A 21466-nucleotide genomic window follows, 5' to 3' on the forward strand; every position below is an offset into this window, starting at 1 on the left:
AAGCAGCCTCGAACTATTCATCTGAATGCAGTGGCGCCCCGGCTTTGACGCCGTCGGCTTGCTGCAAATCTCCTGCTGATCGCTTTCCCTGCCTCACCGGGTTGTCAAGCAGCTTGACAACCCGGTGGGCGTCCGCTTGCCTGTGTCTTCTGGATTTCAGGGTGAATCCAGCGCCTCGGCTCTGTCGATCCTCGGTGAACATCAGTGCATGGGTGATTGCAGGATAGGCGCCGCGGCGCCGGTTGTCCGACACGTCACCCCGGGTGATCACGTGTCTGGAGGCGATCATGGAGTCCCATTCTCGCGAGCGCATCAGCATCGACCTGCAAGGCCTGAAGGGCCTGCTGCTGGACCGGTCTCAGGCCTTGGGCATGTCGCCCTCGACCCTGGTCAGAACGGCCCTGGTTCAAGCACTGGGGGTAGCTGCAGAACCCGAGCCGGTGGGACTCGGGCACTCGCAGCACAAACGGTTGTCGGGCAATCCGCGCTTGTGCCTGCGCATGCCCCGCGAAAACATTCAGACCATCCTGGCTGCTGCGAATCAGGCGGGCCTGAGCCCTGGTAGCTACGTGGCGGAACTGGTGGCGGGAGCACCCTGGCTCGTGAGCGGCGCCAGCAAGGCGGAGCAACTGGCCGCACTCACAGGCTCCAACGCCCATCTCGCCGACCTCAGCCGCAACATCCACGCCCTCACACGCCTGCTGACCCAGAGCAACGTGCCCAAGGCATTGGTTTATCGGGACATGCTCGACACGCTGGATGGCGACGTTCGGCGACACCTCTCCCAGGCAGCGGCCCTGCTGGCCGATCTGCGGCCGCGTGGGACACCCTCACAGACTTCTCGGCACCTGAGCCGATGACCAACAGGAGGACACCATGACCCAGACGCCCAACATCGACGGGGTGCTCATCCAGTGGGGTGATCGCCTGTTCTACTCGGGCAACCGGGTGGTCAAGGTCAAGCCACAGCCAAAGCTGGGCGATGGAGGCATGCGCCAGCGCGCAGACGCCATCCGCAAGCGCATTGAAGCCACCGTGGTGAAGAGAGCGCCCCAAGTCATGGTCAAGGTCACCGGGGGAGGGCGGGGCATGCTGGCCATTGCTGCCCACTTCCGCTACATCAGCAAAAACGGCCGACTCGACATCGAAACCGAACAAGGCGAAACGGTGCGCGGCAAATCCGCTGTGCACGAGCTGGGCGAAGACTGGCGCTACGGCGGTAGCCTGATTGGTGATGAAGGCTTCCGTCGCGAGGCCTTCAACATCATGCTGTCCATGCCCCGGGGCACCGACCCGCTGATCGTGCAGAAAGCTGCGCGCGAGTTCGCGCAGACCGAGCTGGCGGCCCATAAGTACGTGATGGTGCTGCACGACCACCAGGCCAACCCACATGTACACATCAGCGTACGGGCAGAGTCGATGAGCGGCAGGCGCCTCAACCCGCGCAAGGCCGACCTGCAGCGATGGCGCGAGACCTTTGCCGAGAAGCTGCGCGGCTATGGGGTCGAGGCCGAAGCCACCCGACAAGCCACGCGAGGACGAAACACCAGCTATCCGGACCTCTGGCGGCTGAAGGCCAATGAGGGCGGTCGGTTGAGAAAGGTCCGACCAGTGAATAACTCAGGAGCCAAGGCGCGAACCAGCCGGGAAGCGGCCATACAGGGCTGGCTACACATCGGGCAGGCCTTGGCGGCGTCACCTGATGCACAGGATGTCAAGCTGGCCGCTTCGATCGCGAGATTTGTGCATGAGGCGACTGCGACGTGGAATCAGTCGAAAGCCTCGCAAGATGCTGGAAAGGTACTGCAGCGGCCGTTGCCAACCATTGGGCCAGAGACTCGACGTTGATGACTGCTGCCAACACGGTGCGGTCTGGATGGCCGGTCGAGGCTGGGCCCTGACTTTCGCCCTCATCGCGTGGCAGGCTGCTTCCGACCCATAAGGGTCATCGCCAAGTCAAGCGCAGAACAGACCTCAACGTAGCCTCTGCAACAGGCGGGCTTCCTAAATTCACCGTGGGTGCGGCACTACTGGGTTTGCATAGGGCTTGTTGCCTATACCGCCCGGCTTACGACTACTTCTTCTGAGGCGCTGATGCTGCAGATGAAGCTGGCGTCGTGTGCACAGCTTTCATGTCCTGCTTTGCCAATTCGACAATGGGTTTCGGTGGCTCGGATGCCGATGCCGATGCCGATGCTGGTGCTGGTGCTGGTGCTGGTGCTGGTGCTGGTGCTGGTGCTGGTGCTGCGCCTATTCCACTAGTCGTTCCTGATGGCTGCTGGACTGTTCCAGCAGCTCCCGCATTAGGTTTGCCTAGGCTCTCTGCGACAGGCACTTTGTGAAGATCCGGATTTGAGTACCAAACAAGGAGCCCAGTCGCCAGAACCACGGAGAGAAAGACAAAGCTGCGAAGAATGCTTAGAGTTTTAGTTTGCGATAGAGCCCTTCTTTGCAAAGCTTCGAATCCGGATTTGAATTTTCCTGCCATGCCATCGGGTTGAGCATCTACCTTAATTTTTCGGAGCCGTATTTCCTCATTGATCGCATCAACAGCATGGTGCTGATTTCTAATTAACAAAATCATCAGACCGGAAAAAACGCATGCACCAAGCCAGACTACGACGTTTTTGATGCTAAGCCCAGTGTCTGGCGTCATCTGACCACCCACCAATACTAGAGCAACAGGCATTGCTAGAAGTTGGTTTTGAATTTCTGAGAGAGTCTTATTCAACTTCAAAGTCGAGTCCAGATTGTCTTTCTCAACTTCGGCCTTAATTTTTTCGAAAGAGAACTCGGCCGCATACATCGAATAGTTGCTTCGGGCGTTTTCGACAAGCGACTCGAATTGTGGAAGGATTTCACCAATCGTGATTGATTTCTTGCCCTTAAAGGCGTCGAGCAAGACCGAACGCAAGATGCTGTATTTTTGATCTCTATGGCTATCTGTTACAACAAATACCGTCTCGAAGTACGACAGTGAGGGCAATGGCGTTAAGTCCTCAGCCTGATAGGAAAGCTTGACTTCGATACGTGATTCGGGACTCTTGATGAAATGCAGCAGAGCGCCGTTGTTCGCAGTCATGTCTGCCATCAATGGCAAAAGGCCACAAAGCTTTACTGCGGAAAAATAGTTCGCCACCTGCGGCGGTATCGCCCCCTGATGCACTGCGTGTGCGTCATAGGTGAAGTAGATGTCCCTCACGGCGAATCGTGGCGGAACACTTTTCAGATTGTTAGGGTAAGCAAACATCTCGTTAAGAGATCCGTATACCCCAGCCCGCTGCGGATAGAACTCAATTGTTCTTGCGACCTCGTCGGTCATGCCAATGAGCTGGCCGCCGTCGCCGATCGCAGCAATAATCTGACTGAAGTCCCAAGCCACAGGAAGCTTGCCTTCAATGTGTCCAAGAGCAAGCACCTGCTGGGCTTCTAGATTTTCTAGGAGCCAGACCGCCCAATCATGAGAGTTATCAATCTGCGGCGCCATTTTCCAAAATCGATTGTTTGAGCGCCTCAGGAGGATTGTTCAGGATAATCGCGTTCCGATCAGCGTCAAAGCTAACTCGGTGTGTCTGAATGTCCTCTACGTCGAAAGCGACGGAAATCGTCTGTCCAATCTTCCCTGTGATCCGGTAGAGCCGGCGGTAAGTAGGCTTATGGGGCTGGAAAGTGTGATCGATGTGAAAGTCAGCCGCTTGGGGAGACTGTAAAAACTGGATGAATTCCTCCGGCCCCTCAGGCCGAATCGCTGCAGCTGCGGTAGCTATCACGAGTTGTACAGGGTTTTGCTGCATGCATTCGCTCAGTCTCTTGCGCATTTGCATACGCTCTTCAGCCTTCTGCTCCATGCTCAAATCTACCCTGGATGCAACAAATGCTTCAGCCGCTTTAATCAACTGCTCAGTGTGGTGTTTTGAATCGGTGAATGTCACGCAGGCCAATGCCTTGCGGAAATACTCGGTGATGTCACCTTGCTTTGCCTTGCCCTTGACGAAGGTGAGGTAGGGCTGAGTGTTGTTAGCCAGACGAGTAAGGTTGACGCGTGCAGCTTCGTGCAAAAGCTTGAGATCAATATTCAATGTTGGCTGCAAGCTCAAAGTTGCTTCATCGATTCCCGCGCCCGCCTTCAATTTCAACATTGCAATAAGCAAAAATTCAACGTTATCTTGCTCATAGCGGAGAAAAAGCGCATATCCACCGTTGGCGAATATTGCATCCTTCATCGCCTCTTTTATCAGGGTGAGCGCCGATACTGTAAATACTTGAAAATCCGTTTCGCCGTCAACATAGCTGGCAAGCGTCACCGGAAAGGCGTGAATAAGAGGATCTTGTCCGAGGGTGCCGTTACTATTGACGGAAGTTGCGTACAGGCCAAGCAATTCTCTGCAAAGCTCTTGAAGAACTTCATCGATTGGAAGAGGCTCTGGCCGCACTTGCTCAGTAACACTGCCCTCACCGACAGTTTGTGCAGCTTTGATGAGTTGGTGGATTGTTGCTTCCCGAATAATCACTTCTTGCCGTCCCTTAAATATTGTTGTCGCCATGGTTCAACCAAAGGTCTCTTTGGCAGTCAGGGTCACTGTAACAAACGGCGACTTTCAGGTGACTGACGTAAACCCGGGCGAGGCCATCTTCATCGAGGAATTAATCTGTTATTTTATACAGTATTTGTATGAGTCTCTGTTAGGCCATCTTAAGCTTCGAGGATCACTCTTCTTCCTCATAATTTTTCGCGTCGTCAAGAGTTCCGTTGAGCAGCACTTCATCGGAACCGTGAAGTTCACATCCACTCAGAAGATTGAGTTCATTTAGGCGCGCCTAGTAAGCGCAGGAGCCACTAACAGGATGGTGCGTCCTAGACTGGGCTCAAGTACTTCCAGCTCTTCGAAGTGCTTCGCCTAAGGTCTGCTCTTGGCCGACAGCAGTCAGCGGAGTGCCCTGAGCAGATGTCCGAGCCCGCTGCAGTCCTGTCCTTCAGGTCGTCGGCGCCACCACCGCGGCAGGGATGAACCCTTCATCCGTCAGCGCACGCACCACGCCACGCAGCAGCATGTTGTGGCTGAACCCGATGCTGTATTGCCGGGCGCCCGGGTTGATGGGTTGCAGCATGCCGCCGTCCACCAGCTTTCGTATCTGGTAGGTGCGCTGGTTGGCGTTGAGGTCGGGCATGGCGGCTTCCAGGTCACCCGCCTTCACCGTACCGGCTTTGATGGTGGTGGTCAGAACGGCCTGTTCCAGCGGGGTGATCAACTCCCGTTCGCGGGCGTAGTTCACCGCAGGCAGCAGCACCTTGGCTTTGAGGTGTTCGTAGTCGGCCAGGCGGTCCACCTTTGTCAGTTCGTCGCGCACACCGCTGAGCACATACACACACCAGCGCTCCAGCGCTTCGTCGGTGCCCACATCGGCGTCACCAAGCCGGGCGTAGTAGGCGTTGCGGTCGGCGCAGAACACCGCGGCCGGGTTGAGCAGCCGGCCCACCGCGTTCACGCGGAAGCCGTACTTGATGAGCATGGCGTAGGTGAGCAGGCGCACCACGCGACCGTTGCCGTTGCCGAACGGGTGCACCCAGGCGAACCGGTGGTGCGCCAGCGCCACCTTCATCAGGTCGTACTTGGGCGGGTCTGCCCGATTGATGAAGGTGACCAGTTCGGTCATGTAGTCCGGCACCTGGGGTGCCTCGGGCGGCAGGTGGTTAGCCTGGGCAATCTTCACCGCGCCCTGGCGGTAGGCGCCGGGGTTGGTGTCGCCTTCACGTTTGAGCCCGTCCACAGTGGTGGCATGCAGGCCGCGCAGCAGGTGCTCGGTCAGCGGGGCGCCGGGCTCCATGCTGTCTTCCACCTGCTGCATTGCGTGTTCGATGTTGGCAATTTCCTGCAACTGTTCGGACCGGTTCGGGCCGTCGATCACCCGCGCTTCCACATAGTCGGCCAGCGTGGTGTGGTTGCCCTCAATGCGGGCCGAGGCCAGGCTCTCCAGCACGTGGAAGACCTGCTTGAGCTGCATGAACACCGGTAGCGGCGTGGTGCCCTGGATCTGCAGGCGCCGCAGGTGCTCCAGGTCGGTCAACACGTCCAGCAGTGGCGAGTCGAAGCTGGGGTTCAGCAGCCGCAGCGGATGGTGAACAAACTGAACCATGGTGGCAGGTATCTGGAATGAAGGATTGATTTATCTGGACTCTACGGCAAAAAATCGTTTAACGATATGGTTTTATGCGTTTGTTTGAATTCTGGTATCTGGAAATGTCTTGGTATCGGATCTGGAAAAGGCTTCCTGAGGAAGCTGGATCGGGCTGGTCTTCAGCTGGCGCGGCGGTAGCGCTGGCATGTCGCCGAGGGCAGGGCGCCAGCGCCAGGTGGTGCTGTCACCGCCGGACTCCGGGCTTTCTCCCAATGCGGCGCCGTCAGGGCCAACATCACGGTCGATGAACAGAGGGAAGGGCGCCACACCGCAGTCCAGAAGACTGGCACAGACCAGTGCCTGGTTGCCGGGCACGTTGTACCGAAGGCTTTTGACCAAGCTACGGCCCTGCCGCACCAGTGCCCCTACCAGTTGCCGGTCCCAGCCGTCGTCCACCGGCAGCCACTGCGCGGTGGTGAGCATGAGGGACAGTTCCACGATGCCTGGGGTGCCGGCTTCGTCCACCCGGAAGGTGGCCACCATGACCAGGTGAAGGTCAGGCTCGGTGCCCCAGAGGGTGAGTTCGTGTTCAAAGCTTCTGCCCAGGCGCCTGTAGAGCGCATCGTCCAGCGCGAAGGCCTGGTCTGGCAGGTGTTTGAAGACCGCCTTGTGCCCGAAGCGGGCGGGTGCGATGTCCTTGACCTCGGCCACCATGAGCAGCAGGGCTTGGGGTTGTCCGGGTCTCGGGGCGCCATGGGCCCACAGCCGTTGGCGGCGGGACTGGATCGCGTCGCGCTGTTCCACCGAAAACACCTCGGGGATGTAGAGGCTGCCCAGCAGGGCATGGCCGTGGACGAACTTGTTGTCGGCGGCCTGTAGCAGGTGCCGGCGCACGGTGCCCCAGGTGCGGCGACCGACAAAACCGGGCTTCCAGTGGGTCAGTTCGGCCTGGTCCCACAGGTAGTGCAGCAGGGCGCGCAGGCCGAGCCGATGGCCGTGGGCAACCACGCTGCTGCTGGCGCTGGCCGATGGGGGTTGAACTGCTCGCCCGGGCAGCTTGGACATCGGGAAGTCCAGTTTGAGTGTCGTCATGCCGGTGGCTGGGTTCTCGACGATGGCGGTGTCGACCAGCGGGCCGAGACCGCTGAAGTCTGCCGGTGGTTCGTAGGACGAGCAGGTGGTGGCGTGTTGGCTACCCGTGTTGGGCATGCGCTTGACGGTGTAGCCGTTCAGGACGCGCGCCACGTACATGTCAACGCCCAGCCCGCCGGGCTGGCAGAGGCAGCGGGGGCGCAGGTGGCGCTCGTGTGCCTGAGCGATGGCGTCTGCGAAGCCGGGGGCGTCTCGGCCCCATCGTTGATCGCCGATGGCGTAGGCCGCCTCCACGGCCGCTGTCGTGTTCATCTCACCACTTCAGCGGGCAGGTGCAGCGCGTTCGCGACCGCGCTGCTGGTCTTGTTGCGGTGTCACGACCGGACGTTGGGACGGTGCGTTCTTGTCGAAGACACGGACCTTGGGGTTCTGGCCATCGCGGATGCGCTGGGCGAGCTTTTCGGCGGCGGCCACCATCACGGCTTCTCGCCGCTTCTCTGGCACCCGATTGGCGACGAGGATGGCTTCAATGGCGGCCAGCACCGTCTTGCGGCCACCACTGCCGCGCCCCGAAGGCTTGTCGGTGTTGGTGGCGGCCTGGGGCGCGCTGGCGTCACGGGTGGGCTCGATGCGGTTGGTCAACCGCTGATCGCGCTCCACCTTGAGGCGTTGCAGGTCGGCGGGGTTGGGCTCGTAGCCAAGGGCCTTTACACCGCGCGCTGCGGCTTCGAGCCAGACCAGGCGCCGGAAGTCCTCGCTGCCCGTGACCCGAAGGGACCGCCAGTTGCGGGCTTCGGCCACATCGACCATGGAGCGGGCCACCGAGGGGCTGTTGGTGTCGGTGGCGAGTCGGAAGGTGGATTCCGTGAAGGCGACGCGCGAGGTGTCACCCCGGAAGCGGTATTCGGTCAGGCCAAGGCTGACATCACCCAGCGTGACCGGTGCGCGTTTGATGATGTAGCGGTCCATCAACGCAGCCTCCAGCCGGGCGACGAGTGCTTCGCGTTCGGCCTGGGCGTCCATGCGGGCGCTCGCCTGTTGGCTGGGCGTGTCGGCTGTGTCAGTCCCTCTGTCTTTGGAGGGGAGTGGGATGACGTTGGATTCCGTCGTCTCGCGCGCTGGATCGGTGTTCACCGGTTTCGCTGGCTGGGCTGTCGACGGGGGCGGTACTTCAGGGGCCTCATCCCGCTGCCATTGGCCGTCGATCTTGTGAACGAAGGACTTTTTCCCCCGCACATCCACGACGACGAACCGGTTGGCACCGAGCTGGTCGGCCTTGGTCACCATGTCCTGGTAGCTGTCGGTGCGGTAGGTGAGTTCGGCGAACGGGTCGCGCAGTTCGAATCGCTCGCCGAGTTCAGGCTCGGGTGTCTGGAAGGTCTTGATGGCGATGGCGGCGCGATCTACGGGTTCCACTGTGCCGCCCAGGGGTGTGTTGGCGTCCGCCGTGGTCTGATCCACACGCCGGGCCGGTGCTGCTCTTTCGTCCATGGTGGTCTCCTTCGGAGGCTGTTGCCAGCAGGTGAGGTGTCAGAGTTGGGGTGGGGCAGAAGACTGGGCGGGCACCGGGGGAACCCGGTACACCTCGATCTCGACGCGGCGGTTGAGGTTTCGGCCTCGCTGGCTGCTGTTGTCGGCCAGGTGGTCCCCGCTGGGCTGGTGGGTGGTACGGATGCGCGCAGGGTCCACGCCAGCGGCGACGAGGTAGTCGCGCACGGCGTTGGCCCGGGCCTGTGCGATGCGGCTTTCAACCGACGAGTCGCTGGTGCCGTCAGTGCGCCCCCTCAGCACCACGAGTGGCGCGGTCTTGGCTTCTTCCACCAGAGCCGGTGCATCCTCGGCGGGGATCGAGACCCGGGTGCTGTTGAAGCCGAAGTGGACGATGCGAATGCTGTTGGCCTGCGCTTTTTCCTGGATCGAAGCCATCAGTTGCTGGCGTGCTGCCATGTGGGCCAGCGTGGCGGTGGCGGTCTCTGCAAGGCGGCTGGATTCGTTGGCCTGGATGCGTGTGTTCTGCAGATCGTTCTTGCACACCTGCAGATCGACGGCCATCTGCGCGTTGGCGGGCCGCTTCTGAGATTCGTCCACGGTGGGGGGCTTGGGTGGTGAGCTGCAGGCGCCAAGAATTGCCGGGAACAAGGCGGTCAACACGGTGCGCGGTGACAGGATGGTCATGGCTGTTCCTCCAGGGTTTCGAGCCGGATAGGGGCAGTGCTTCTGGCGAAGGACGGCGTGGAAAGTGAGGCTGGCTCGGGCTCGGCGTTGTCGCGCTCAAAGACTGGCTCTATGGACCCGCCTTCACCGACAGCGGCGAGCCCGTCGTCAAAGAAACCGATGCAGGTCTCTGCCAGCTTCTCGGGCGGGCCTTCCATCTGGTCTTGGGTCAGCTTGACGTCGTGATTCAGAACACCGATGTCCATGCCGGTTTGCCCGGGCGGCAGTTCGTCGTCTGCGTAGCGCCAGCGCTGCTGGACTCTGGCGAGGTGCTGGTCCATGTTCATCTGCGGCACCTTGGGCGCCGGCAGCAGGCGTGACGTGAACGCCTTGTTCTGGAAGTAGCGGATCTTGTCGCCAAGGATGGGTTTGCAGCTTTCGGCGATCACCACCAGCCGGTCTTTGCCCAGTTCCTTGAACTCCTGGGGCAGCAGCAGGGCGCGGCGCTGCTCGCTTTCGTTGCGGCTGACGGAGCTGTGGCCGTGACCGATGAACGAGCGGCTGCGCCCCCGGGTGGTGACCCGTTGGGTGAAGTAGCCCAGCATGGCGCTGTACTCGTCGGCGTCCCGCTGTTCGCGTGGGGCGAACAGGATCTGCAGACCGTGGTTGGTGGCGAAGGTGCGGGCTTCCTTGTCGCCGTAGACCGCGTCCAGCTGCGACATGGCCTGCACCACGGTGAGCAGGCGCAGGTTGTAGCCGGCCAGGAAGGCGGCGGAGTGCGTGATGATGCCCACGCGGCCCATGGCGGTGAACTCGTCGTTGACCAGCAGGCACTGGTATTTGAGCGACGGGTCGTGCTCCGGCAACTGCTGGGTGTTGAGGCTGACCAGTTGCGAAAAGAACAGGGTGAGCAGCGGCCGGGCATTGGCCAGCCGGTGCGGTGGGATGCACACATAGACCGACATGCGCTGACGGCGCAGCTGGCTCAGGTCGAAGTCGTCGGCGCTGGTCGCGGCATCGACCACAGCGTCCGCAAAGATCGTCAGTGGCGCGTGGAAGGTAGCCACCACGCTGGAAAGCGTGTTTTCTGAGTTGCACAGCAGGCGTTGCAAGGCATCCACACATTCATCGGTGAACGGCTTGCCGGTTTCCTGGCGTTGTTCGATCAGGGTGTTGAGGTGATCCTTCAACGGTCGGCCTTGTCCCGACGACTGGCGCAGCATTTCGCCGACGGTGCGAGGCAGAGTGGGGGTTTCCAGCAGCAACAAGCCCAGCCCCAGAAACAGGTTGCGGGCCTGGTCGTTGAAGAAGGCTTCAGACGATGTTCCGCTGCCGTCGTTGGGATAGAACACTTGGCCAATGCCCAGCAGATCGCCCACGCGGTGCAAGGGACTGGTGCGGACGGCGGTGAGCGGGTTCCAGCGGTGGCTGCGAGCTTCTTTGTCGAAGGGGGCAAAAGCGTAGACGGCCTGTTGGTATTGAGCCCGGTAGCCAGCCGTGATGGCGTGGTTCTCGCCCTTGATGTCGAGCACGACCACGGAGTCTGGCCAGGTTAGCAGGTTGGGCACCACGACGCCCACACCTTTGCCGCTGCGCGTGGGGGCTGACAACATGACCGAGAGCTGACCGGGCAGGGCGAGAAAACGCCCCTGGAAGCGGCCAATCAGGATGCTGGGGGGAGGCGCTTGTTTGCCGCTCAGCAGCAGACCTGCCTTCTTAGCCTCTGAGATGGTGGCGAACCGGGCATCGCCGTGCAGCGCCCGCCGCGGACGGCTGGTCGAGATCAGGGCCACCGGCAAGAGCACCAGCGTGAGCAGGTAGGCCATGCCAATAGACACCAGCAGCCGCTTGCGCAGCGCGGGTTCGTCGGCGTAAATCAGCCAGTAGTCCACGATGCTGTTCCAGCCGGCCACTCTGGGGTTCGACTTGCTCAGGACCAGAAACAGCACGCCCGACAGGTACAGCGCCGCGACCACCAGCGCAGCGATCCCGACGAGCATGAAAACACCGGCCGCGACCTTACGCGCAGTCGGCCAAGACGCCATGGGAAATGCCAAGGACGCGCTCATGTCGGCGCTCCGTCAAATAGGCCGGCTTGCTCATCGGTTGCGTTGCCAGAGTGCTTGTCGTCGGTGGTGAAACGCTTGCGGCGCGGCTCGTAAGTGATCTCGGAAATGAAGCGACCCCGTTCATCCCGGTTGAACTGCACGATGACATCGATCACGATGCCCAGTAGGCCCTTGATCTCGTCCAGTCGCAGGCCGCCCCCGGCGCCGCTCTCGCGGATCATGAGCGACATCTGCTCCAGCGCCAGAGCACAACTGCCCGCGTGTACGCTGGTGATGCTGCCGGGGTGGCCGGACGCGGCCAGGCGAATGAAGGAGAAACATTCTTCGCCACGCAGTTCGGCCAGGAAGATGCGGTCGGGCTTCATGCGCAGGCAGGCTTCCAGCAGCGACTTGGCCGTCACGCGCGCCGTGCCCTGCGCGTCCTTGCTGTAGAACAGATGCACCACGTTCGGGTGATGAGGGATGGTGAGTTCGGCCGTGTCCTGGATGGTGATCAGCCGCTCATGGAGCGGGACTTCCTCGACGAGTCCCTTCATGAAGGTGGTCTTGCCAGACCCGGTCTTGCCACTGACCACGATGGTCTGGTGCTTCTGCACCGCCAGACGCAGAAACTCCCCATACCGACCGGCCGCTTTCAGCGCGAGCAACTGCTTCTGGAACGGCTGGAGTCCGTCGTCTTCCGCACCCAAGGCAGCGCGTTCGCCGATGCGATCGAACAGACCTTCGCTTTCGAAATCGGTCAGCCGCTTGATCAGGTCGGACGGCTTGCGCACCGTGATCGACACGGTGCCGCGCGTCACCGCAGGCGGGATGACGAACTGGATGCGCTCGCCGCTGGGCAGCGTGGCCGACAGCAGAGGGCGTTCCTGGTTGATTTGCTGATCGCAGTAAGTGGCCACGGCCGTGGCCAGGGAGAGGCAGCGTTCTTGCGTCATGGCCGGCGCTTCCACGCGCTGCCAGCCGTGCACGGTTTCCACCTGCAGTTCACCGGGGCGGTTCACGCACACTTCCAGCACGCCAGGTGCATCCAGCTGTTCGCGCAGTGGGCGCAGGAACTCGACGACCGAGGTCGCATCGCCGCACCAGCCGTCGGGCTGCAGGTCCTCGAAGAGGGACAAGAGGAGGTCTACCTCGGAGTTCATCGTGCCACCGGCTGCAGTGCGTAGACCGACGAGAAGTCCACGTCGCGCGCGACGTAGATGCCGACGATGCCGCCCTGGTTCTGGTAGATCAGGGGCGGGATGTTGATAGTGCTGTCGAGCACCTTTTCGGCCAGCTTGCTGGTGTTTTCTGTGGTGGACGGCAGGACGATGGTGTCCGCCTCGCGGTCCTGCATCTGGTTCTGAATCACCAGCTTGACCGAGTCGTCGATCAAGGAGAGCAGCATGGCCGCGCCGATGCGGTCACCCCAGCGGTTGTCCACGTGGCCGTCCATGCCGGACTCACCGAGCTGACCCGTGCCGGGCGATTCGATGTCCACCGTGACGCCGTTCGGCGTCCGAATGCGTGTCCACAGGACGGGAATGCGGACGGTACCGGGGCGCAGCGAAGCGATCCGATATTCGCCGTCCAGGTGTGAGCCGCGCTCGATAAGCAGTACCCGCCCGTTGTCGCTGTACACATCGCGCTGCACTTGGCAGCCCACCAGGCCCGAGGTGGCGCTGATAACCCGGGTTTTGAGTGCACAGGCGAAGGCCATGCCTTTGGGCAAGGTGAGACTGCGGTCGCCCAGGGTGGAGGCCTTCACGCGTGGTGTGGCGGAGCCCTGCAGCTCGCCACCGAACAGCCCCGCCACGGCCGATCGAAGGTTGGGGTCGTTGTCTGGCGGTTGTGGGGACGCATTGGCTGCAGCGCCCAGACCGGCCGGCAAGGCGTTGCCTTGGGTCAGGTTGTCCAGAAGCCCTTGCAGCCGGCGCTGGTAGTCCTGCAACTGCCTGGACGTGGAGGCTGCAGGGTCGTTGGACGTCTGCGTTGAGTCGGCGCTGTTGCCAGGGATGCCACCCGGGCGGGACGATACCACCAGCACGGGCGCGTCGTCCGGTGACCAGGTCTTGGGTCCGGATGGGGCAGCCGTGCCTGAATGCCTCAAGCTGATGGGGTCGGCCGCCTCTGCAGGGGTAGGCTCCAATGCGGGTACGCGGGGCTTGACCGGCTGGGTCATGTCCAGTTGCCGGGTGCCTGCTCCCGCAGCTGATGGGCGATCCCGCAGCAAGGACTTGTCCTTCTCCGCATCGCCGCTGCCGGCGAAGTAGCGGTACCCGTACAAGATGCACATGGCCGTCACCATGAGCACCACCAGGCCAATGACCGAGATGTTCTTCCAGGACAGGTTCAGCGGTTGCCGCCGGGCCACGTTGGGGATGCCCGCTTCGCCCGGCAAGGGGCTGATGGTGTTGCCGCTCTCTTGCGGCGAAGGCGCTTCGTTCGGTGCCGATGAACCTTGTGTGTGCTCGGTCATGGTTTGGCTCCCAGCGTTGAGGGCGACGAAACGGAGGCATCGGATTTCAGAACCCGTTGCACACCCGGCACCGTGGTGGAGCCTTTGGCCGGCGAGCCCTCCAGGTCGAAGGCTTCGTTCCAGAGGCCCACCACCGCCGATCCGGCACGCAGCATCAGGCGGCGGCTGACCCGGTCCACCACCAGGGTGTCCTCTTCCATGCGGGCGTTGACCTGGGTTTCGCTGCCATCGCCAAGGACATGAAAGACCGCAGGCACCTCGCGATTGCCCGGGAAGCGGAGGTAGGTGAACCGGCCATCGTCGTAGACCAGCGTGGGGACAATGTCCGCCGATCCGGCGGCTTCGGCCAGCGCGTACTGGGTGTTGAGCACTGTGGGCTTGGCCGCCAGTCGCTCAGCCACGATCTGCTGGGCCGTTGGTGGGGGCGGAATCGGTGGAAGACTCGCCAATGCGGCCAGTTCCCTTTCCGCCAGACTGGGTGGGGCTGCTGCAGGTTTTGGGGACCGGATGGCGAGGCGATAGACCGGCGGCTGGCGGTCGCTGTCCGAAAGGATCACGAAGCGAAGCGTGTGTGATCGCCGATCGGTGATGACCGCCAGGTTGTTGGGTGCATCGGCGGCGCTTTTGGCCTTGACATACAGGTGGTGCCCACCCGGTTGGGCGGCCACGCACCAGGCGGCATCGGGCTTGCTGCAATCACCACCCTGGCCCACAGCCACTTCGGTGATGACCTCGTCCTTGTCGAACTCCACCAGCGTCACCATGCCGCGTTTGACCGGGACGGTGACCACCGCATTGGCGTCGTAGACCACCTCCCGCAGTCGAGGGTCGGCCTTGTCGACGGGCTGAGCCGCCAAGGTGTGCAGAGGAGCCAGGGTCAACGGCACCAGCACCAAGGGAAGTACCAGGAGGTTCATGGCTTCACTCCGGTGGTCGGTGTGTTGATCTCGGGGTCGGACCGGTAGGCCGTGACCACGAAGCCAAAGGGGTTCTCCAGCCGATCTGCTTCTTTGGCCAGCACCTTGGGTTGGTACTGGTAGACCACGCTGGCCACGTGCCGGGTGGTCACGTCGGGCAGATTGCGGTCGGTCATGTGGACGACCTTGTCGTAGGTGACCGTGGCGTCGCTCTGGTTGCCGCTGCGGCCCGAGGCGCGCAGCCGCACGCCGACGATATTGATGCGCCATTCTTCGGTGGAGCCGACCTTCTTCTGGAGCGCCCCGTCACCCTCGAACTGCCGGTTGTATTCCGCGAACACGGCGGGCACCGCCATGCGGGCCACCTGATCAAAGTCCCGCTGCAGGAACATCCAGCTGTATGCCTCGCGGGCGCGGACAAAGGTGGCCAGGTTGTGTTTGTCCAGCACCTCCATGGCGGGAATGGTTTCTTCGCTCAGGCGCTGCTGGATGGTGGTTTCACCGGTCACCCGGTCCACCACGATGGGGATTTCCACCACCTTGCGCAGCGGCCCCTGCACGAAGACCGCCGCGATGCCGATCAGGCCAATCGCCAGACCAGCGGCAGCGGCGGCCCAGGCCCGACGCTCGGAGCGCTCCAGCATCAGCGCGCGGTCGATTTCCCAGTCCCGATTGGCCTGCAGCGACGGAGTTTCAGGCTTCGGCACGGGCGTTTTGGGCTGTTTCGGCCATGCGGCGGCCTCACCTGACATCAGGATGGCACTCATGGGGGACTCCGGTGGTGTGGTGCTTACGGCAGGAAGTCGGAGACCTTGCCGGTCCGACCCAGCATCTGGTACTGGCGTTCGCGCTCACGGCTTCGGGCGATGCGCTCCTCGCTGTCGGCCATCCCCTGCAGCATCTGGATCTGCGAGGACTCGTGCGCCAGCAGAGCGTTCTCTGCGCCGATGCGGGCCTGGATCTCCTGCACCGACTTCTGGTCTTCGGTGGCGTTGATCTGGGTCATCAGCGACTGAATCTGCTCCAGCCGCATGGCGGCCGACTTCATGGCGTCTTGCAGCAGGCCTTTCTGCTGGTAGGGCTGCGCCAGGGTGGCCTGGCACTCTGTGCGCGCATCGCCACTGCGGTCCAGGCAGTTGTAGAGCATGCCGACATCGCGCAGGGTTTTGGCCGTGGCGTTGAGGCCGCTGTACCCCGAGGTGTTGATAGCGTTGAGGTAGGTGTAGGCCTCGGCCGGGATGTAGTTCTTGAGCAGCGGGTTGTTGAACACTTCGCCCAGATTGCGCATGCCGTTGATGCTGTCGATCTGTGCTTGCAGTTGTCGGATCTGCCGGATCTGGTTGTTGATCTGGGTGATGTCGTTGATCACCTGCTGCACCGCCTGGAACAGGTTGGCGACATCGATCACGGGGATGCCGGTGGCGCGTGCGTGCGTAGCGCCCAGCGAAATCAACACGGCGGCGGCGACCTTGAGGCGGTACTTCATGGTGTGCTCCTTGGCAAGTGGATGATCAGGACCGGCCGCGCAAGGCGGCAAGTCGGTATGCCGCAGACCGTGCGGCTCCGTAGCCCTTTCGGGCCATGTTTCCGGCGTATCGGCCCGTGGCTGCGGCTGCAGCACCGGCCGTAGCGGTGGCGCCGGCACCTGAACGGATCACGCCTCCCTGGCCCGTGCCGGTGGCGGCCGAGCGTGCCGAGGAAGCAGAGCGCAGGCCCGAGACCATCATGGCGTTCTGGATCATTTGCACGCCTTGCTGGATGGCGGCGCCACCGGTCAGGGCCGAGGCAAGGCTGGGCGCCTGGAAGCAGAGGATGGCCATGAGGATCATGAGCACGCAGTAGCGCGTGGCCTCGCCCAGCACGTTGAAGGTGCTCCCGAGGAAGCCACCACCGTCGTTGATGGCCTTGAACATCGCGGCGCCCATGTAGGCGCTCAGGCCCAGCGCGAAGAAGGCGAACCAGGTGAGCACCACCGCGTTCAGCAACATGGACAACCAGCTGTCGAAGAAGCGCGCAGTAGGACGCCAGGCCAGGCACAGGATGAACAGTGGCCCGATGGCAATCACGAAGGTCAGGAACAGTTTGGCCAGCGTGACAACGAAGAGTGCGATGCAGAGGAAGAAGACCGTGCCGATGGAGAAAATGCCGCCGGCCAGCAGCAGATCAAGCCGGAGCACGCTGGCCTCTTTCATGATGTCGGCCACCTGGGCGCTGGCGTCGTCGTTGAACTTGTCGAGCAGGGCGTAGGGCGAGCTGATGGTGGCCGGGTCCACACCCGAAGGCAGAAAGGTGCTGGCCACGCCCATGGCCAGACCATTGGCCGTGTCCGACACGTTGCTGATGTAGAAGCCCGACTGCAGGGCAAAGGCCAGCACCAGCCCGATCTTGAAAACCTTCCAGACGAAGGTGGGCACGGTTTCGGACACCTCGTTGCGCAGCACCGCCCAGCCGTAGAGCGCCACCCACACCGTCATCGCCGACAGCGCGATCGGCGTGATCGCTGACATGAGCGACGACACCACGCCGAGCACGTAAGTGCTCAGAATCGCGTCGAAGTTGGAACCGACCCAGGCGAACATGGCATCGCTCCTTTATTGCACCGCCGGGTAGGGCAGGTTGGTCGGTGGCGACGCAAAGACCTTGACGCATTTGCTGCCCAGGTCGGGGTACTGGCACTGCAGCCACTGGCCTCCAGCCTTCACCACCCAGATGCGCGATAGCTTGGTGGTACCGTAGCTGGAGGCGCGGCAGGTACCTTCGCGCGCATAGACCTCGGTGCATTCCATCAGCCCGTCGCGTGTCTCCACCATGTGCCAGGGGCCGGCGTGACAGCCCGCGTGCGCCATGCAGGGTTTGGACTTGAGGATGGGGCCGGCGCTGGGCAGTGGCGCCAGCTCGACAATGCGTTCACCGCTGGTCGAGGTGCGAACCGCCTCGTTGCCTTTGACGGTCTGGGCACTGGTGTTCGCGCTGCCTATGGCGATGGGCAGCAGGACAAGCATGAGGTGAAACCGGTTCATGTCGCTCTCCTGGAGTTGCGGGATTTGCGATCCTGAACCTCGCGCAGCAGCACCGGAAGCCACAGCAACGGATCGTTACCGTGTTGTTCGCGAACGGTGTCGAGCAGGGCAACGTTGTCGGTGGTGGCCGACAGAACGGTCACGAAGTCCTGCAAGCCGCTGAGGTCCAGCTCGCAGATGGCGCTGCTGTGCCCCTGTTTGACCAGAAAGCGTCTGCCGCCTTGCGCGCCCAGGCTGCGCACGATGCCGAACTCGGCCTCGCTGAGCCCGAAACCTTCGACGTATTCCTCGCGCACCGCTTCCGGGTTGGCCAGGAAAATCTTGGTCACGCTCTGTTCGACCATCGTGCGGCCAATGGGATGGCGCAGCACGTCGGACGGGCTCTGGGTGTCGAAGATGCCCAGACCGTTCTGCTTGCGGATGGTCTTCTGCTTCTGTTTGGCGAAGTCGCTGAAGATGTCGTGGTCCAGTGCTTTCCAGAACTCCGAGATCACGTAGATCAGCCGCTCGCCATTGACCAGTTCTTCCATCACCTGGAGCAGGTACAGCATCACCGGCGTCCGGACCTCGGGCAGGTCCAGGAACTCGGTGGTGTCAAAAGCGATGACCGAGGCTGACTGCAGGTCCATCAGCTGGTCGTTCGCCTGGTCGAACACCCAGCCCAGTGCGCCACCCTCGCACCAGCGGCCCAGACGTTCATACAAGCTGTTCTCGCCGGACTTCGGCAGGTTCTGGCGGATGGTCGAGAAGCGGCGCAAGGCGGTCGGCATCATCGCCACCGTTTTCACGGCATCGGCGATGGCGCGCTCGTCGGCCGGCAGCAGGGGCAGGGCGGGTGTCGCGATGCAGGTGCGCACCAGCTGTTCCCAGAACTGGATGCGGGCCGGCGTGGGGTCGCGCTGCAGCGGGTTCAGATGCGTGGGCTTGCCGGCTTCGAGTGTGAAGTAGCGACCATTCATGGCCCGGATGGCGATCTCGCAGCCCCGGTCCAGATCGAACAACACCAGGCGGGGCGCCGGGTTCCACTTGCGCGTCAGCGTCAGCAGGAACATCTCCAGCGTGGTTTTGCCGACGCCGGTTGACCCCATGATGATCGTATTGCCGGGCAGCTTCTTGTCGGCGGAATCTTCGCCGTCGGGACTGCTGTGGAAGTTCAGATAGAACGGCTGGCCCGATGGCGTTCTCAGCAGCGCCAAGGCTTCGCCCCAGGGGTTACCGTCGCGTTTGCCACGGGCGAAATTGTGTCCGCTGGCCAGGGCGGCGAAAGCGCGCGAGGACAACTTGGCATCGCGCGGGCGCCACTGCCAGTTGCCCGGCATCTGGGCAAACCAGGCCGCGTCGGCCACCAGGTCCACTGGCGACATCTGCAGGCTCGATGACTCGCCCACGGCGCCGATGGCCTGTGCCGCGCGCCTGCCGGCATCGGCCAGACTGTCTTCACCGGGGTTACCGAACACCACCAGGCTGTAGTGGTACTCGCCCATGCAGAACTGACCATCACCCAGTTCGTTCAGCGCTTCGTCCATGTCCGCGATCTGGCTGGACACGACATCGTCGCTGGCGATCAGCTGGTCGCGCTGCAGCTCCAGGGCGCGAGTGGCCTCGCGGCGCGGCAGGATGGAAAAGCTCTGGGTCTCGATGAACTCGCTGTCTTCGTACAGCAAAGCGTTGAGGATGCCCGGCTCCACTGCGTCGGCGTATTCCTTGATGTCCACCAGGGCCGCGCAGCGCCGCTGATCGCCATTTCTCAGCTCCAGCTTGTCGCCACCAAACGAAAGGCGGGTCGAGGGCAGGGTGCGATGGAGTGGACCAGCCGTGAAAGGCACGGGCTTCCAGTACCCGTTGACCAGGTAGCCCAGAAACTCGGCCACTTCCGAATAGAGGCGACCTCGTTGCTCACGGACACCCAGCAACTGTGGGCCGAAGCCACGCAGCACCCGGTGCACAAATGCCGTTCGCTCTTCCATCACACGCAAGGCTTCCGCGTGTGCCTCTTCGATGGCGGCCTTGGACCGCTGAGGCGACTGCAGTGCCCGGCTGATGCGAGAGGTGTTGGGCCGGTAGAGCAGCGTCAGGTACAGCTCATTGCTCATCATCGCCCGCTGGTTCAGGTGCGCCTGATAGGCCTGTGACAGGTCTTTGGCAAAGCCGTCTTCCGTCGGGTCGGTCAGCGAGTCCTGAATCTTGCGGTGTAGACGGTGAGTCCAGATGGCCCACTGGCCGCCAGAGAGGTTGCGCAGCAGACTGCAGAGCGCTTCGTGCCGTTCTGTGACCAGGTAGTCATCGGCACATTCGAAGGCCACACCGTCGAGCCGCCACACCCTCAGAAAGTCACCACCGCGGGTGATCACGTCGTGGTCGCTGAGCAGCGACGAGAAGGGCACGAACCGCGTCAACGGGTTTTCTGCGAGCGCCTGCGACCAGTGGCGCGGCTGAGGGCCTACCGCTTTGGGGCGGCGCTTCGCGCGGCGTGACCCCTTGCCGAGTCGATCAAAGATGCCAGACATCGGAGGCTCCCCGGAAGAGGGTGGGTGAGTAGCTGCGAGCGCGCCAGAACCGCCCGTTGCGGTCGTGCAGGCGCAGCTTGAGTGCGATGAAGATCTGACGAAACCGCTGGTCGTCGCGGGACGTCACCCAGCGCATCCAGAAGAGGGTGGGCACAAAGGACATCACCACGCCCAGCGCAATCCACCAGCTGACCAGAATGCCGCCCCACATAATCAGCAGCATCCCGCTGCCGAAGAGCACCACGAGTGGCACCAGCGGAATGCCCAGCTTCATGGCCGGGCGGGTTGCGCCCTTGTAGATGGTTTCGGCCTGCATGGCGGGTACCAGCTGAGGTCAGCTGACGATGTAGCTGGCGAAGGCCGCCGCGCCGCCGACTAGGGTGCCGCCGATCAGGATGTTGGCCACGTCGGCCAGCCGGGCGCCCTGAAAGATCATCTTGAAGCCGGCCCAGATGATCGCGATCGTCACCACGGCCACGGAGATCGTCACCAGGATCGCGTTGACGTTGGTGACCGTCGTGTTGACCTTGTCAAAGCCTTGCGCCCACAGCTGGGGAGGCAACAACATAAACAGGCCGAGCGCGCGGACCTGGGCGGGCGAAAGCTTCTGTTGGTTCATGACGACTCCTTTGGGACATGGTTGGGTTGGTGACGGGAAACCGTGCGGGCTGCAGCCATCACCCTCTGGACGTAGCCGTGGCGAAAGCCCGACGAGAAGTTGCCGCTGTAATAGCAAGAGAGCGCCATGCGCAGTGCTGACTGATCTGACCGGGTCGGGTCTTTGCCACCCCTGGCCCGGTCAAAACACTCGGCGAGAACCTCCTGCATGGCGGTCAGGTTCAGGCAGGGGTCAAAGGCGGTGGCGGTGGTCAGGCCCAGTCGGGCGAAGTTGCCGAGGTTGATCTGCCCCAATCCGACGCTGAAGTTGTGTCCGTGGGCCTGCAGCGCCCGCGCTGTGGCGAGGGCTTGTGCATGGTTCTGCGGCTGACGAACGAGTGCACCACCCACGACGCCGATGGCCCAAGGGTTGAATGCACTCTCGACCGACACCAAGGCATGTGCCGTCTGCGGGTGCACATGGGGTGCACAGGCCAGCGCCAGTGTCATGAAAGTGGAAGCGTCCATGTCGAAC

At 62.4% G+C, this 21466-nt stretch carries 21 protein-coding genes; 2 read left to right on the top strand and 19 right to left on the bottom strand.

Annotation, left to right across the window (positions count from 1 at the left end; genetic code table 11):
• Positions 1 to 13: 13 nt before the first annotated feature.
• Positions 14 to 289, bottom strand: coding sequence for a hypothetical protein (locus tag K5880_RS02790; protein WP_297648394.1), 276 nt, complete (start codon positions 287 to 289; stop codon positions 14 to 16).
• On the opposite strand from K5880_RS02790, the gene K5880_RS02795 reads away from it, so the two are divergent.
• The gene (locus tag K5880_RS02795) at positions 288 to 860 is read left to right on the top strand and encodes a hypothetical protein (RefSeq protein ID WP_079364931.1); all 573 of its coding nucleotides are present in this window, start codon (positions 288 to 290) and stop codon (positions 858 to 860) included. The genes K5880_RS02790 and K5880_RS02795 overlap by 2 nt on opposite strands.
• Before the next feature lie 16 nt (positions 861 to 876).
• The gene (locus K5880_RS02800) at positions 877 to 1848 is read left to right on the top strand and encodes a conjugal transfer protein TraS (protein ID WP_079364930.1); all 972 of its coding nucleotides are present in this window, start codon (positions 877 to 879) and stop codon (positions 1846 to 1848) included.
• 226 nt (positions 1849 to 2074) lie between these two features.
• Here K5880_RS02800 and K5880_RS02805 read toward each other — a convergent pair whose 3' ends face one another.
• From K5880_RS02805 to K5880_RS02890, 18 genes are all read right to left on the bottom strand, one after another.
• Entirely contained in the window at positions 2075 to 3487 is a 1413-nt protein-coding gene (locus tag K5880_RS02805) for a hypothetical protein (RefSeq protein WP_297648397.1), read from the bottom strand.
• On the bottom strand, positions 3471 to 4544 hold the full coding sequence (locus K5880_RS02810; protein ID WP_297648399.1) for a nucleoid-associated protein: 1074 nt from the start codon (positions 4542 to 4544) through the stop codon (positions 3471 to 3473). The genes K5880_RS02805 and K5880_RS02810 overlap by 17 nt, the downstream gene beginning before the upstream one ends.
• Positions 4545 to 4974: 430 nt before the next feature.
• The gene (locus K5880_RS02815) at positions 4975 to 6135 is read right to left on the bottom strand and encodes a Fic family protein (RefSeq protein ID WP_297648401.1); all 1161 of its coding nucleotides are present in this window, start codon (positions 6133 to 6135) and stop codon (positions 4975 to 4977) included.
• A gap of 72 nt (positions 6136 to 6207) precedes the next feature.
• Positions 6208 to 7521 (bottom strand): DUF1173 domain-containing protein, encoded by a 1314-nt coding sequence (locus K5880_RS02820; protein WP_297648403.1) that lies wholly within the window; start codon positions 7519 to 7521, stop codon positions 6208 to 6210.
• A 9-nt stretch (positions 7522 to 7530) separates the two neighbouring features.
• Positions 7531 to 8700, bottom strand: coding sequence for an LPD7 domain-containing protein (locus K5880_RS02825; RefSeq protein ID WP_297648406.1), 1170 nt, complete (start codon positions 8698 to 8700; stop codon positions 7531 to 7533).
• 39 nt (positions 8701 to 8739) lie between these two features.
• A complete protein-coding gene (locus K5880_RS02830) occupies positions 8740 to 9384 on the bottom strand; it encodes an OmpA family protein (RefSeq protein ID WP_297648409.1) in 645 nt (214 codons plus the stop codon).
• Positions 9381 to 11363 carry a type IV secretory system conjugative DNA transfer family protein gene (locus K5880_RS02835; RefSeq protein ID WP_297648411.1) on the bottom strand — a complete coding sequence of 661 codons (1983 nt, stop codon included), beginning with the start codon at positions 11361 to 11363 and terminating at the stop codon, positions 9381 to 9383. Before K5880_RS02835 ends, K5880_RS02830 begins: the two co-directional genes overlap by 4 nt.
• Before the next feature lie 65 nt (positions 11364 to 11428).
• Complete coding sequence (gene virB11 / locus K5880_RS02840) at positions 11429 to 12574, bottom strand: P-type DNA transfer ATPase VirB11 (RefSeq protein WP_297648414.1); 1146 nt, start codon at positions 12572 to 12574, stop codon at positions 11429 to 11431.
• Positions 12571 to 13890: a type IV secretion system protein VirB10 gene (gene virB10 / locus K5880_RS02845; protein WP_079364888.1), complete on the bottom strand. Its 1320-nt coding sequence runs from the start codon at positions 13888 to 13890 to the stop codon at positions 12571 to 12573. Before virB10 ends, virB11 begins: the two co-directional genes overlap by 4 nt.
• Positions 13887 to 14783, bottom strand: coding sequence for a TrbG/VirB9 family P-type conjugative transfer protein (locus tag K5880_RS02850; protein WP_297648515.1), 897 nt, complete (start codon positions 14781 to 14783; stop codon positions 13887 to 13889). The genes virB10 and K5880_RS02850 overlap by 4 nt, the downstream gene beginning before the upstream one ends.
• Before the next feature lie 20 nt (positions 14784 to 14803).
• Entirely contained in the window at positions 14804 to 15574 is a 771-nt protein-coding gene (locus K5880_RS02855; protein ID WP_079364886.1) for a virB8 family protein, read from the bottom strand.
• Between the two features lie 23 nt (positions 15575 to 15597).
• Complete coding sequence (locus K5880_RS02860; protein ID WP_079364885.1) at positions 15598 to 16293, bottom strand: type IV secretion system protein; 696 nt, start codon at positions 16291 to 16293, stop codon at positions 15598 to 15600.
• Positions 16294 to 16318: 25 nt separating this feature from the next.
• On the bottom strand, positions 16319 to 17386 hold the full coding sequence (locus K5880_RS02865; protein ID WP_079364884.1) for a type IV secretion system protein: 1068 nt from the start codon (positions 17384 to 17386) through the stop codon (positions 16319 to 16321).
• 12 nt (positions 17387 to 17398) lie between these two features.
• Entirely contained in the window at positions 17399 to 17827 is a 429-nt protein-coding gene (locus tag K5880_RS02870; RefSeq protein WP_079364883.1) for a hypothetical protein, read from the bottom strand.
• The gene (locus K5880_RS02875; protein WP_297648421.1) at positions 17824 to 20334 is read right to left on the bottom strand and encodes a VirB4 family type IV secretion/conjugal transfer ATPase; all 2511 of its coding nucleotides are present in this window, start codon (positions 20332 to 20334) and stop codon (positions 17824 to 17826) included. The genes K5880_RS02870 and K5880_RS02875 overlap by 4 nt, the downstream gene beginning before the upstream one ends.
• Complete coding sequence (locus K5880_RS02880; protein ID WP_079364881.1) at positions 20318 to 20650, bottom strand: VirB3 family type IV secretion system protein; 333 nt, start codon at positions 20648 to 20650, stop codon at positions 20318 to 20320. Before K5880_RS02880 ends, K5880_RS02875 begins: the two co-directional genes overlap by 17 nt.
• Positions 20651 to 20668: 18 nt before the next feature.
• Positions 20669 to 20953 carry a TrbC/VirB2 family protein gene (locus K5880_RS02885; protein WP_079364880.1) on the bottom strand — a complete coding sequence of 95 codons (285 nt, stop codon included), beginning with the start codon at positions 20951 to 20953 and terminating at the stop codon, positions 20669 to 20671.
• Positions 20950 to 21459 (bottom strand): lytic transglycosylase domain-containing protein, encoded by a 510-nt coding sequence (locus tag K5880_RS02890; RefSeq protein WP_079364879.1) that lies wholly within the window; start codon positions 21457 to 21459, stop codon positions 20950 to 20952. Before K5880_RS02890 ends, K5880_RS02885 begins: the two co-directional genes overlap by 4 nt.
• Between the last annotated feature and the right edge of the window lie 7 nt (positions 21460 to 21466).

Origin of the sequence: Hydrogenophaga sp., from assembly GCF_025699295.1 — a bacterium.
In the GTDB taxonomy this organism is placed as follows: Bacteria; Pseudomonadota; Gammaproteobacteria; order Burkholderiales; family Burkholderiaceae_C; genus Hydrogenophaga.